The organism is Streptomyces sp. NPDC042371, from assembly GCF_056437465.1.
The window spans coordinates 34,299-47,282 of record NZ_JBWKAP010000007.1 but is presented as its reverse complement, the minus strand read 5'-3'; the positions used below and the strand labels follow the sequence as shown (position 1 = coordinate 47,282).

The window sequence follows — 12,984 nt, the reverse complement described above, 5'->3', positions numbered from 1 at the left end:
TCGACTTTCGTCCCTTCGACCTTCCCGGGCTGTCCGGTCCACTCCACTCCACGTGGCTGTCCGACGGCTGTCCGCTTTCCTTTGACGGAAGAGGTGAGGATGCCGTACGGATCGGGGCTCGCCGCGGCCATGACGCGGCGACTGGGACGCGAGTGCGTCTACACGCCATCGGCGCGGCTCGCGCTGTACCTGGCGCTGCGGCACTGGTGCAGGCCCGGCGCGCGCGTCCTGATGTCACCGGTGAACGACGACGTGATCCTCTTCGTGGTCCTCGCGGCGGGACTGCGCCCGGTGCAGGCCCCGGTCTCCGTCTGGGACGGCAACATCGACCCGGCCGCCGTGCCGGAGGAGACCTGGCGGAACGTGGACGCCGTCCTGACCACGAACCTGTACGGAATACCCGACCGCGTCGTCGAACTGCGCCGCCGCTGCGACCAGTTGGGCATCCCGCTCTTCGAGGACGCCGCCCACGCGATCGGCACGCAGGTGGACGGGCAGCCGATCGGGACGTTCGGGACGGCCGCGGCGTTCAGCCTCTCCAAGCACGTGGCGGCGATGGCGGGCGGCTTCCTCGCCGTCGAGGACGAGCCCACCCGCCGCAAGCTGGAGCTGCTGCGCGACGAACTCATGCTGCCGCGAAGCCTCCGCGCCGACCTGTCCACCACACTGCGTCCCCTGGTCCGCTCGACCGTGCGCGGCCTGCATCTCGTACGCCCCGTGTGGCGCACCATGCAGCGACTCGGGATGCTCGAACGTGACGCGTTCCGGATGGACCTGCACGCCCCCCGCCTCACGCGCTGCGCGTCCGGGGTGCCGAGCCTCGCCGCGTACGAACCGTGGATCCGCGTCGACCTCCACGGCTACCGTGCCCGCCACGGGGCTCTGGTCCGCGGGCAGTTGAAGCTGCGCATCGCCCGGCTCGACGACGACCTCGCCCGGCGCAAGGCGGGCTCGTCGCTGCTTGCGGGCACCGGCTGGGCCACCCGGGCGCTCCGCGACCGGCCCGCGGACGACGGTCCGCCACCGCTCTTCCGCGTGCCGCTCCTGGTCCAGGACCGCGACACGCTGGTGGACCGTCTGGTGCGGCACGGAGTGGTCGCCGGATACATCTACGATCCGCCGCTCGACGACTACGCGGGCGCGGAGTTCGTCGAACCGTCCCCGGACCCCACGGCCGCCCGGTGGTTCGCCGCGCACACGCTGCCCGCCGACCCGCTCCTGGCCCGGAAGATCACCAAGGCGCTGACGAAGGAACGGGCGGCACAGGCGCATCCGCCCCTCGGTTCCCGCGATGATCTGGCGCTTCCCGTGGGACCTACTGGCGGGTAAGGTCGTGGGCCGAGGAACGGAGCATTCCCCATGGCCCGCACGTTCACCGTGTCCCGCAGCATCGTGGTCCAGGCGTCCCCGTCGGAGGTGTACGCGCAGGTCAGCAGGCCCGCGCAGATGGGCCGTTGGAGCCCGGAGAACCTCGGCGCGACCGTACCGGAACCGGACGAACCGGCCGCGGTGGGGCTGGTCTTCGACGGTCACAACAAGCGCGGGGCGTTCCGCTGGACCACCCGCTGCACGGTCACCGCCGCGGACCCGGGCAGCCGCTTCGCCTTCCGGGTGCACGCGATCGGCCTGAAGCGTCCCCGCCTGCGCGCCCCCATCGCCACCTGGGAGTACCGCTTCGAGGAAGAAGCCGGTGCGGCGGGAGCGGTGACGCGGGTGACCGAGACCTGGACGGACGACCGGCGCTCCTGGCCCGACTTCGTGGCCGGTGCCTTCGACCGGATCGCCACGCGGGGCAAGACCTTCGCGGCCTTCCAGGTGGGAAACATCGACCGGACCCTCCGCAACCTCAAGCGGGAGCTGGAGGGCGAAGGCGTACGCAGTCGCTGATCAGCGGCTGCCGAAGAAGTCCACGAGAGCCGCGGCCGTCTCGCGGGGCTGGTCCTCGGCGATGAAGTGACCGGCGGCGGCGATGGTGGCGAGCCGCGCGCCGGGGATGGCCGCCGCCAGACGTTCACCGGCGGCGGGCGCGAGCCACTCGTCCTCCTGGCCCCACAGTACGAGGGTCGGCGCGGTCACCCGGTCGAGCCGGTCCACGACGCCCCGCGTGTCCTCGAAGCTGACGGCGCAGACCTGCTCCATCCACCGCCGTCGGCCCTCGGCCCCGTGCCAGGGGGCGAGGTAGGCGGCGGCATCGGCATCGGTCATCGGAAGGTGGGTCGCGGTCCGCAGCCGCGCGCCGACGATATCGGCGAACACGTGCGTCGGCATCGTGCGGTACGCCTCCGCGTGGCGCTGCTGATGATCGGTGAACGGAGTGTTCCACGGGCCGATGACGGCGGCGTCGAGCAGGGCGAGTCCGGCTGCCGGAACCCGTTCGATCAGGTGGGCGCGCATCACGACCCCGCCGCCGATGTCGTGCCCCACGAGGCGCGGCGCCGTCAGCCCCCAGTGCTCGACCAGTTCGGCCAGCGTGCGGGCCTGCTGGGCGATGGAAGGCGTGGCGTCGGGAGCGAGGCGGGACTCGCCGAACCCGAGCAGGTCCCACACGTGGACAGTGTGGTGGCGGGCCAGTTCCGGCACGGTGTTGCGCCAGAGGTAGGAGGAGGCGGGTGTGCCGTGGACCAGGACGAGGGGAGGGCCGTCGCCGAAGACGTCGGCCGCGACCTCGCCCGCGGTGACCTGGACCCGCTGACGCAGCTTCCACGGCGCAGATTTGGTGCACGTGCTCACGTAACTCTCCCGGTGTAAGAGGTAAGCGGTATAATTTTCTTTCTCCGATTACGCTAGCAGGGGTAAGGCTTGAAGTCTCCTTTTTCCGATTACACGCTCGGGGCCGGGCTGGCGACCGACCTCGTCAATACGTCCGCCCTGGTGCGCAGGAGTACCGGCGAGGTACTCGTGGACGCGGCTGCCCTCGGGCACTTCCTCGCCGAACACCACCTGGCACCGGCGGCGCTGCCGCAATCGGGTCGCGGCCCGACGGACAGGGACCTGGGACAGGTACTCGCCCTCCGCCAGGAAGTCCGTTCCCTGCTGGAGTCCGCGGACGAGAACGTGCTCGCAGACCGCGCCAACGCACTGGTCGAACGCGCGGGCACACGCCCCATGCTTGAGCGGGACGCCGACGGCCACTGGCAGTGGTTCGTGGCCGCCGGACCCGCGGCCGGGCTCGCCGACGAACTGGCCGCGCTGATCGGCACCGGTCTGCTCGGCGTCCTGCACGCCCTCAGCGGCGAGCGCATCCGGCACTGCGCCTCACCCGTCTGCGACGGCATGTTCGTGGACACCAGCAAGGCGGGCCGCCGCCGCTACTGCACGCCGGGGCTCTGCGGCAACCGCATGAACGTCGCAAGGCACCGGGCCCGGCAACTTCCGGAGGGAACCGGGTGACCACCGACCTGACGCTGCTCCCACGTGTCGCTTACCGCGGCCAGGAGGTCACCGCGCCCCGGCTCCGCGGCCTCCTCGCGCTGCTCGCGGGCGACCTGCGCACGGGCTGCAGCGTCGAGCGGCTCGTGGCGGGGCTGTGGCCGGACCGGCTGCCCGACCGGCCGGGAAAGGCGCTGCAGGTCCTCGTGTCCAGGGCGCGGGCGCAGCTGGGCGCCGACGTCATCGCCAACACGCCCGCCGGGTACCGGCTCGCACTCGCCGAGGAGCAGGTCGACACCTCCGCCCTCCTCCTGCACGCCGCCGCGAGCGCGGACCGGGCCAGGGCGGGGGACCACGCGGGGTCGCTGGCGGCGGCCGACGCCGGACTCGCCCTGTGGGAGGGCGTCCCCGAGACCGCCCCCGGCGCCGCGGGCACCACCGACGACCTCGTGGCCGCACTGCGTACCGACCGCGCCGTCGTCCGCGACACCCTCGTACGCGCGCGGGCACTCGCGCTCGCCCGCCTCGGACGCCACGCGGAGGCGGCCGCCCCGCTCGCCGTCGTCGTCGCGGAGCACCCGCGCGACGAGGAAGTGCTCGCCGAAGTCCTGCGCGGCGAGGCGGCGACGGCAGGCCCGTCCGCCGCACTGACGCGGTACGAGGCGTACCGGCGCGAACTGCGCGACGGCCTCGGCACGGAGCCGGGCGCCGGGCTCAGGGCCGTACAGCAGGAGCTGCTGCGCGGCGGGACGCCCGCCGTCGGACACGGCGTGCCGCACGAGCCGAACCAACTCCTCGGCCGGGACGAGGACATCGCGGCGGTACTGCGGCTGCTGCGCACCTCACGCGCCGTCACCGTCGTCGGCACCGGAGGCCTCGGCAAGACCCGGCTCGCCCACGCCGTCAGCCGCCGGGCCGAACAGCGCGCGGTACATTTCGTGCCGCTCGCGGGCGTCACCGCGGACGACGACGTGGCCGCGGAAGTGGCCTCCGCGCTCGGTGCGGGGGAGGGGCGGCACGGCGCCCTCGTCGGTCACGTCCCGGCCGACCCGGTGACCGGCATCCGTGCCGTGCTCGGGGCCGGGCCCGCCCTGCTGGTCCTCGACAACTGCGAGCAGGTCGTCCGGGGCGCCGCCGACCTCGTACGAACCCTGGTGTCGACCTCGAAGGACCTCCGGGTGCTCGCCACCAGCCGCGCCCCGCTGGACCTCACGTCGGAGACGCTGTACGCGCTGCCGGAGCTGGGCCCCGACACCGCGGCCGAACTGTTCGCCCAGCGGGCCCGCGCCGCCCGCCCCGGCGTCGAGCTGCCGCCGGACGCGGTGGCCGAGCTCTGCCGCCACCTCGACGGGCTGCCCCTCGCCGTGGAGTTGGCCGCCGCCCGGGTCAGGGTCCTCTCGGTGCCGCAGATCGCCCAGCGTCTCGGCGACCGCTTCGCGCTGCTGCGGGGCGGCGCGCGGGACGTACCGGAGCGGCACCGCACGCTGCACGCGGTCGTGGAGTGGAGCTGGAACCTGCTCACGGCGGAGGCCGCGGCCGCGCTGCGCACGCTGTCCGTCTTCCCCGGCGGCTTCTCCGCCGAAGCGGCGGAGCGGGTGCTCGGCGCGGACGCGCTGGCCGTGTTGGAGCAGGTGGTCGATCAGTCGCTGCTCACTGTCGCCGACACGCCTGCCGGTGTGCGGTTCCGGATGCTGGAGACGGTACGGGAGTTCAGCGCGGCCCGGCGCGCGGAGGCGGGCGAGGAGGAGGTGGCAGTCGACCAGTTCCTGTCCTGGGCACGGGACTTCGGCATCGCGAACCACGACGTGCTGGTCGACGCCGGAAGGCCCGCATCTGCTGAAGGCCCTCGTCGAGTCAAAGGTGCTGAAAGCCCCCACGCCGCCAGGGAGCGGATCAGGCCCGAGCAGGACAATCTCGTCCTGGCCCTGCGGTACGCGCTGGCCCGCGCGGACGGTCCCGCGACCGCGGCCCTCACCGCCGTCCTCGCCGCCCTGTGGTCGACCGACCTGAACTACTCCCGCCTCGTCGCGCTCGCCGCCGAGACCGGTCCACCGCTGTCGCGCTACCGCCCCGAACCCGAATACGTCGAAGTCGCCCGCGCGGCAGCGGTGTTGTGCACGGCGAGCCTGTTCATGGACTGCGGCCCGCACGCGGTACGCCAGTTGGCCACCTTGCGGCGGCTGCCCCCGGCCCCGCCGGACACGCTGCTGCGCGCCACCGCGGTGGTGCTGGGCGCGATCCCCGCGATGCGGTCCCCCGACTACGCGGTGCTGCACGAGCTCTGCGCGAGCGAACAGCCGCTGGTCGCGGCCGTCGCCGAGTGCGTCGCCACCTACGTATGGAAGTACGAGCACGACTTCGACCGTGCGCTCGGCTCGGCACACCGGATGATCGCCGCGCTGGGGCCGGTCGACAGCCCGACCCTGCGGGTCGTGGGCCACGCCCGGCTGAGCGAGCTGTGCCTGCAGATGGCGCGGGGCGAGGACGCGTACGAAAACCTGAAGGCGGTACTCGAAGTGCTGCCGCGGCTCGGCGCCGAGCACGACTACGTCGGCATCCGTCAGGGACTCGCCCTCGCCTGTCTGCAACGTGGCGACCCCGACGAGGCCGAGTACTGGCTGCACCGGGCGGAGGGCGACAACTTGCCGCCGCAGGACGCCTTCTACAGCCCCGACCTCGGTACGCGCGCGGAGATCGCGCTCGCCCGCGGGCTGACGGAGACGGGCCTCGGCCTGTGGCGCAGCGCCGTGGACCGGCTGCCCGAGACGAGCCCGCTCTACGGCGGCGACCCCTGGGCCGACCCATGGGCGCTGGAGATCCAGTCTGCGGCGGTGACGGCGCACGCACACGCAGGCCGCCTCGACATCGTCGCGCAGCCGGTCGACCGGCTGCGGCAGCGACTGCGCGTACTGCTGTCCGGCCCGTCAGCCCCGGCCGCGGAACTCCCCGTCTCAGGGACGGTGCTGCACGCGCTGGGCCTGGCGGGGCTCGCGTCCGGTGGTGACCCGTCGGCCGTACGGATGATCGCGCTGGCCGAACGGATGCGGGTACTGCGCGAGTTCCAGCCGACGATGTCGGCGGACCGTGCCCGGCGGGCGGCCGAGGACACCGACAGGGCGGCGTACGCCGACGCGGTGTCGGCGTACGCCGCCCTGGGACGGGACGAACTGCGCGCGGCAGCCCGCGCGCTCGTGCTTATCTCGGGACGCGATGGAACAGGGACGCCGACCAGAAGTACCCGAACAGGGCCAGCCCCAGACACCAAACCACGCTGAGCCAGCCGTTGTTGCCGATCCCGCTCCCGAGCAGCAGGCCACGCAGCGTCTCGATGGCGGGTGTGAACGGCTGGTACTCGGCGACCGGCTGGAACCAGCCCGGCATCGCCTCGATCGGCACGAAGGCGCTGGAGAGGAACGGCAGGATGATCAGCGGCACCGCGTTGTTGCCTGCCGCCTCGGGGTTCTGGCTGACCATCCCCACGCCGACGGCGAGCCAGGTGAGCGCGAGGGCGACCAGGGAGAGGAGCCCGAACGCCGCCAACCACTCCGCAGCGGTGGCATCCGTGGACCGGAAGCCGATGGCCACGGCGACGGCCCCGACGAGGACCACACTGGCGACCGACTGCAGCACGCTGCTGACGACGTGCCCGACGAGCACGGAGCCGCGGTGGATCGCCATCGTACGGAAGCGGGCGATGATGCCCTCGGTCATGTCCATGGAGACGGACACGGCGGTTCCGACCAGCGTGCCGCCGATGGTCATCAGCAGGATGCCGGGAACGAGGTAGTCGACGTACTCGGAGCGATCGGATCCGCCGCCACCCATGCCCGCGCTCATCACGTCGCCGAAGATGTAGACGAAGAGGAGGAGCAGGACGACGGGTGTCAGCAGGACGTTCAGGGTGAGGGACGGATAGCGCCGCACGTGCAGGAGATTGCGGCGCAACATCGTGGTCGAGTCGCGCAGGGCGAGGGAGAGGGCGCTCACCGGCGAGCCTCCTTGGACTGGGCCGCCTGACCTGCCTGATCCGCCTTCGTTTCATCGCTGCCGGTCAAGGCGAAGAACACGTCGTCCAGGTCGGGGGTGTGCACGGTCACCTCATCCGCCTCCACACCCGCCGAATCCAGCCGGTCGAGAAGAGCGCGCAGCTCGCGCTGACTTCCGCCGCCGGGGACCCGCAGTGACAGCGCCTCGTCGTCGGTGGCCGCCTCGTGCAGTGCCGCGGCGGCGGATCGGTACGCGACGGGGTCGTCGAACCGCACCCGCACGTGTCCGCCGGGCACCAGCCGCTTCAACTCATCGGCGCTGCCCTCGGCGGCGACCTTTCCACCACTCAACACGGCGATGCGATCGGACAGTTGATCGGCCTCCTCCAGATACTGAGTGGTGAGGAAAACGGTGACTCCCTCGGCGACCAACTCCCTCACGACGTCCCACATGTTGTGGCGGGAACGCGGATCGAGGCCGGTGGTCGGCTCGTCGAGAAAGATGATCCGCGGCCTGCCGATCAGAGTCATGGCGATGTCGAGCCGACGCCGCATGCCGCCGGAGTAACCGAGCGCGGGTTTCCTGGCGGCCTCCACCAGGTCGAAGCGCTCCAGCAACTCCGCGGCGGCCCGACGGCCCTCGCTGCGGGGAAGGTGCTGCAGATCCGCCATGAGCAGCATGTTCTCCTCACCGGTGAGGAGGCCGTCGATCGCACTGAACTGCCCGGTGACACCGATCGCGGCACGGACCGCCTGCGGCTCGGCGGCGAGATCGAACCCACCGACACGAATCTCGCCGGAGGACGGATCGGGGGAGACAAGGGTGGAGAGAATCTTGACGGCGGTGGTCTTCCCGGCCCCGTTGGGCCCGAGCAGAGAGAAGACGCTCCCACCCGGCACGGCGAGATCGACGCCGTCGAGGACGGCTTTGTCGCCATAGGTCTTGCGCAGCCCCTGAGCGGCGATGGCGAGCGAGGGCGCGTGCGATCCGGTGGATGCGGTGGTGGTAGCGGCTGTTGTCTCCGCCACGGCTCTTGTCGTCATGCGACAGAGGGTGGGGCGGGGCGCATTCAGCGTGGTCTCACGGTGGTTTCAGGGGAGGGGAACGATGGAAGGGGCGACGGAAGGGGCGGTGTCTGAGCTGGCTGCTAGGTTCCGCGGGCTGGACGACGAGGCGTTGCGGCGGCCGATGACCCCGTCGGGGACGAACCTCCTGAGCCTGGTTGGGCACGGCACGCGGGGCAGATGGACATCGTGCGCGAACTCGTCGATGGCGCCACCGGCGACCACCCCGGCGCGGGCTGAGGTGCGCGCGTTGCGCGTCCGACGGGTGGGGCGGCCTCACCTGGCGGGAGGGGCGCGCCAGGGAGCTTCGCGGCCCCACCCGTCGGGACGGCTCCCGGTGGCGGCAGTGGGCCGGATCTCTCCCGCGTCGGCTGCCTGCCGGTTGGTGAGTACACCGGGACTTGTGGTGGTGGTTGGGGGCGGAACGATGAGTCATGGTCGGCAGGACAGAAAGACCGGTCTGTCTCGTGCGTCTCTGCCTCGACGATGGCAGCGGGCGGCGACTCTGTCCAGGGCTATTCTGGACGGCAATGGACAGCGAATCGCCGTCGGCGGCTGACCAACTCGCCCCTCGCGAACGGATATTGAGGACCGCGTACGAGCTCTTCTCGCAGCGCGGCATCCGTGCTGTCGGCATCGACGAAGTCATCGCGCGTTCGGGAGTCGCCAAGGCGACGCTCTACCGGCACTTTCCTTCGAAGGACCGGCTCGTACTGGCGTTTCTGGCCCGGAGGGAGCGGGAGTGGACGCTGGGGCGGGTGGTGGCGGGTGTTCGTCGTCGCGGCGGGACTCCTGAGGGTAGGCTGCTGGCCATTTTCGACGTCTTCGACGAGTGGTTCCGGGGCGACGACTTCGACGCCTGTACGTTCGTCAACGTGCTGTTGGAGATGGGCTGGAAGCATCCGCTGGGGCTGGCGAGCATCGAGTACCTGGGGAACATCCGCTCCCTCGTGTGCGGCATGGCCGAAGAGGCGGAGCTGCGCGACGCCGACGGCTTCGCCCGGTCCTGGCACATCCTGATGAAGGGGGCGATCATCTCGGCGGCGGAGGGTGACGCCGACGCGGCCCTCCGGGCCAAGGAGATGGCGCGCATGCTGATCGACCGGCATCGCTGACGGCGACGACGGCTCAGGGCATCGGGCATCGGGCGGTGGGCGGCAGACGGTCGCTGAGTCGATCAGTCGCGCGGCCAGGGGCGGCCGTCGAGGCGTTCGATGTCACGGTTGAGGCGGCCGAGGCAGTCCGCGAGCTGAGTCGCTTCCTCCGGCGTCCACTCGGCGAGGAGCTTCCCCAGGCCCGTGAGGTTCTCGGACCGGTCGTTGGCCAGGCGCCGCTCGCCGTCCTCCGTGATGGCGAACTTGCGGGCGATGCCGCCGTCGGGATCGGGGATGCGCTCGACGACACCGGCGCGCAGCATGGCGGCGGTCTGCCGGTTCAGGGTGGAGGTGTCCAGGCCGAACGCATCCCTCAACTGCCCGATGGACATGGGGCCTTCGGTCTGGATGCGGCTGAGGAGGATGTAGGCGCTGCGATCGAGCCGCTCGCCGCCGCGTGAAGTGAGCAGGCTCATGTGGCGGCCGAGGAGCATGGTCTCGAACTCGATCTGATCCAGCGGCTTGTCCATGCGAGCTTCCCTTCGGCTTGCCTCCCGTCGCCTCCCGGTCGGGTCGGAACGGGCCGGAACGGTCCAGGCGGCCGCCCGTGAGTAGATATATCACGGATTGTGTGCATGCTGCACATGGAATGCATGGTGCACATCTCATGCATCATGCATATCTCGTGTACGGTGCACAACGGTCCCGTGGTGTCGTGCCACGGCACGGCAGCAACAGGGAGCACCCGTGGACAGTGCACAACCAGCGACCAGAGCGACCAGGCCGGGTGCCGTGATCGGCATCCTCGCCTTCGGCGGCATCGTGGCCGCGATCACGCAGACCTTGGTCGTGCCGCTGATCGCGGAACTCCCCGACCTGCTCGACACCTCCTCGTCCAACGCCTCGTGGGTCATCACGGCCACCCTGCTGGCCGCCGCCGTGGCGACGCCCGTCGCCGGGCGCCTCGGCGACATGTTCGGCAAGCGCCGCATGCTGCTCGCATCCCTGATGCCCCTGCTCGTGGGCTCCGTGGTGTGCGCCCTGTCCTCGTCCGTCGTCCCGATGGTCGCCGGACGCGGACTGCAGGGCATGGGCATGGGCGTCGTACCGCTCGGGATCAGCCTGCTGCGCGACATCATGCCCGCGGAGCGCCTCGGCTCGGCCATCGCCATCATGAGCGCGTCCATGGGCGTGGGCGGCGCGCTCGGCCTCCCGCTCGCGGCCGCGATCGCCGAGAACGCCAGCTGGCGTGTGCTGTTCTGGGTCGTCGCCGCACTGGCCCTCGCCGTCGGCGCCCTGATCCTCACCCTCGTACCCGAAGACCGGGAGAACACCGCGCGCGGCGGCTTCGACGGGCTCGGCGCCGTCGGCCTGGGAGCCGGGCTGATCTGCCTGCTGCTCGGCGTCTCCAAGGGGGCCGACTGGGGCTGGGGGAGCGCCACCACGCTGGGCCTGTTCGCCGGTGCCGTCGTCACGCTGCTGGCCTGGGCCTGGTGGGAACTGCGCCTGAGCGACCCGCTGGTCGACCTGCGGGTGACCGCCCGCCCCCAGGTACTGATGACGAACGCGGCCTCGGTCCTGGTCGGATTCTCCATGTACGCCCAGTCGTTGGTCGTACCGCAGTTGCTCCAGCTCCCCGAAGCCACCGGCTACGGCCTGGGCCAGTCGATGGTCGCCATGGGCCTGTGGATGGCACCGGCCGGTCTGATGATGATGGCCATGTCGCCCTTGGGTGCCAAGCTGTCCGCCGCCCGCGGCCCCAAGGTCACCCTCGCCGTGGGCAGTCTCGTCATCGCCGTGGGCTACGGCCTGGCCCTGCCCCTGATCAGCTCCGGTTCCACCTGGAGCCTGCTGATCGTGACGATCGTCTGCAACACGGGAGTCGGCTTCGCCTACGGTGCGATGCCCGCCCTCATCATGGGCGCCGTGCCTCCTTCGGAGACCGCGTCGGCCAACAGCTTCAACACCCTGATGCGTTCGATCGGCAGCTCCGTCTCTGCGGCCGTCATCGGTGTTGTCCTTGCCCAGATGACCACGGACTTCGGGGGCTACGCCCTGCCCTCCGAGAACGGCTTCCGCGTCGCCATGGCGATCGGCTGCGGAGTGGCTCTGACGGCCGCGGTCGTCGCCTCGCTCATCCCCGTACGTCCGACAGCCGACGCCGACCGGGGCGAACCCGCCGCGGTCCCGGCGCCCGCCACGGTCTCCGGGATGCCGGAGACGAAGGCCTGATCCGGGCCCGCTTCGCGCCTGATCGGCGGCTTGACCTGGAGCTTTACCTGGCGCGCCGGATAGCGGAGGGCGGTGGCCCGTTCAGTACGGTCGCGCAGAGCCTTTCAGCCACAGGCGGAAGAGGAGGGTGGCGCGCGATCATCCCCGGGGTAGGCCCTCGGTCATGTTGCTGAACGGACCCTCCTCTTCCACCACCGACGCAGGTTCCACCACCGACGCAGGCTCCGCCTCAGGCGGGCGCGCCCCGGCCGTGGCGATGCTGCGCCTGCTCGGCGGATTCCAGGTATCCCAGGCCCTGTACGTCATCGCCCGCGCGGGTGTGGCCGACCAACTGGCCGACGGCCCCAGGCCGGTTGCCGAGGCGGCCGAGGCCGCCGGTGTCCGCCCCGACCTGTTACGGCGACTGGTACGCACCCTCGCCGCCGAGCAGGTCTTCGCCTTCGACGCGGACCAGGACACCGTCGGCCTCGGACCGCTGGGCCACACCCTGTGCGGCGACGCCGACGATTCGCTGCGCGATGTGGCCCTCATGTGGATGGACACCCACTACGGACCCTTCGCGAGCCTCTGGTCCACCCTGCACGACGGAGTCCCCGCCGCCGAACGCGAGTTGGGCAAGCCGCTCTTCGACTGGCTCGCGGAGGAGCAGGACCGCGTCGACGGCTTCAACGCCGCCATGGGCAACCTGCTCGCGCTCCGGCGCGACGCCCTCGACAGCCTCGACCTGCGCAAGGTGCACCACCTGGTCGACATCGGCGGCGCCGACGGCACGGCGCTCGCCACGCTCGCCCGGCGGCACGAGTGGCTGTGGGGCACCGTCTTCGACCTGCCGCACGTCGTGACCGCTGCCGGGCCCGTGCTGCGCGATGCCGGGGTGTCCGACCGGATCGGCACCTGGGGCGGCGACTTCTTCGAGAGCGTGCCGCCGGGCGCGGACGCGTACCTGGCCTGCTTCATCCTCCACGACTGGAACGACGAGCAGTGCGCCACCGTACTGGACCGCATCCGTGAGGCCGCCGGAACCGGCGCCCGCCTCTTCCTGGTGGAGACCGTCCTGGGCGAGGGCGCGGCCCCGGAGGTCGCGACGCTGCTCGACCTCACGATGATGGGCATGGTGGAAGGCCGGGAACGCAGCCGTGCCGACTGGCAGTCCCTGCTGTCGGGTTCGGGCTTCCGCCTCGACCGCGTGGTGCAGACGGGCGGGCCCATGTGCGTGATCGAGGCGACCAGCTCCTAAA

Annotated in this window: 11 protein-coding genes; 7 read left to right on the top strand and 4 right to left on the bottom strand. The window is 71.4% G+C overall.

Annotated features, from left to right (window positions below):
• The first annotated feature begins 99 nt into the window (after positions 1-99).
• Both AC068B_RS21825 and AC068B_RS21820 read left to right on the top strand, forming a co-directional pair.
• Positions 100-1,329, top strand: coding sequence for a DegT/DnrJ/EryC1/StrS family aminotransferase (locus AC068B_RS21825; protein WP_478673336.1), 1,230 nt, complete (start codon positions 100-102; stop codon positions 1,327-1,329).
• Positions 1,330-1,359: 30 nt separating this feature from the next.
• Positions 1,360-1,887, top strand: coding sequence for an SRPBCC family protein (locus tag AC068B_RS21820; RefSeq protein WP_478673335.1), 528 nt, complete (start codon positions 1,360-1,362; stop codon positions 1,885-1,887).
• Here the strand turns inward: AC068B_RS21820 and AC068B_RS21815 are convergent, their stop codons facing one another.
• The gene (locus AC068B_RS21815; RefSeq protein WP_478673334.1) at positions 1,888-2,730 is read right to left on the bottom strand and encodes an alpha/beta fold hydrolase; all 843 of its coding nucleotides are present in this window, start codon (positions 2,728-2,730) and stop codon (positions 1,888-1,890) included.
• Positions 2,731-2,799: 69 nt separating this feature from the next.
• Here AC068B_RS21815 and AC068B_RS21810 point away from each other — a divergent pair, with 69 nt between their 5' ends.
• Positions 2,800-3,390, top strand: coding sequence for a CGNR zinc finger domain-containing protein (locus tag AC068B_RS21810; RefSeq protein ID WP_478673333.1), 591 nt, complete (start codon positions 2,800-2,802; stop codon positions 3,388-3,390).
• A complete protein-coding gene (locus AC068B_RS21805) occupies positions 3,387-6,644 on the top strand; it encodes an ATP-binding protein (protein ID WP_478673332.1) in 3,258 nt (1,085 codons plus the stop codon). Before AC068B_RS21810 ends, AC068B_RS21805 begins: the two co-directional genes overlap by 4 nt.
• Here the strand turns inward: AC068B_RS21805 and AC068B_RS21800 are convergent.
• The gene (locus AC068B_RS21800; protein WP_478673331.1) at positions 6,565-7,356 is read right to left on the bottom strand and encodes an ABC transporter permease; all 792 of its coding nucleotides are present in this window, start codon (positions 7,354-7,356) and stop codon (positions 6,565-6,567) included. The genes AC068B_RS21805 and AC068B_RS21800 overlap by 80 nt on opposite strands.
• Positions 7,353-8,399 (bottom strand): ATP-binding cassette domain-containing protein, encoded by a 1,047-nt coding sequence (locus AC068B_RS21795; protein ID WP_478673330.1) that lies wholly within the window; start codon positions 8,397-8,399, stop codon positions 7,353-7,355. Before AC068B_RS21795 ends, AC068B_RS21800 begins: the two co-directional genes overlap by 4 nt.
• 551 nt (positions 8,400-8,950) lie before the next feature.
• On the opposite strand from AC068B_RS21795, the gene AC068B_RS21790 reads away from it, so the two are divergent.
• Positions 8,951-9,535, top strand: coding sequence for a TetR/AcrR family transcriptional regulator (locus tag AC068B_RS21790; protein ID WP_478673329.1), 585 nt, complete (start codon positions 8,951-8,953; stop codon positions 9,533-9,535).
• Between the two features lie 62 nt (positions 9,536-9,597).
• Here the strand turns inward: AC068B_RS21790 and AC068B_RS21785 are convergent, their stop codons facing one another.
• Positions 9,598-10,044 (bottom strand): MarR family winged helix-turn-helix transcriptional regulator, encoded by a 447-nt coding sequence (locus tag AC068B_RS21785; protein ID WP_478673328.1) that lies wholly within the window; start codon positions 10,042-10,044, stop codon positions 9,598-9,600.
• A 217-nt stretch (positions 10,045-10,261) separates the two neighbouring features.
• Between AC068B_RS21785 and AC068B_RS21780 the strand changes: the two genes are divergently transcribed.
• Complete coding sequence (locus AC068B_RS21780; RefSeq protein ID WP_478673327.1) at positions 10,262-11,746, top strand: MFS transporter; 1,485 nt, start codon at positions 10,262-10,264, stop codon at positions 11,744-11,746.
• A 163-nt stretch (positions 11,747-11,909) separates the two neighbouring features.
• A complete protein-coding gene (locus AC068B_RS21775; RefSeq protein ID WP_478673326.1) occupies positions 11,910-12,983 on the top strand; it encodes a methyltransferase in 1,074 nt (357 codons plus the stop codon).
• The last annotated feature ends 1 nt before the right edge of the window (position 12,984 follow it).

Bases quoted from the DNA above. Each gene is read 5' to 3' on its own strand.
- AC068B_RS21825 (WP_478673336.1), top strand. From the start codon at position 100: ATGCCGTACGGATCGGGGCTCGCCGCGGCCATGACGCGGCGACTGGGA.
- AC068B_RS21820 (WP_478673335.1), top strand. From the start codon at position 1,360: ATGGCCCGCACGTTCACCGTGTCCCGCAGCATCGTGGTCCAGGCGTCC.
- AC068B_RS21795 (WP_478673330.1), bottom strand. From the start codon at position 8,399: ATGACGACAAGAGCCGTGGCGGAGACAACAGCCGCTACCACCACCGCA.
- AC068B_RS21790 (WP_478673329.1), top strand. From the start codon at position 8,951: ATGGACAGCGAATCGCCGTCGGCGGCTGACCAACTCGCCCCTCGCGAA.
- AC068B_RS21785 (WP_478673328.1), bottom strand. From the start codon at position 10,044: ATGGACAAGCCGCTGGATCAGATCGAGTTCGAGACCATGCTCCTCGGC.
- AC068B_RS21775 (WP_478673326.1), top strand. From the start codon at position 11,910: ATGTTGCTGAACGGACCCTCCTCTTCCACCACCGACGCAGGTTCCACC.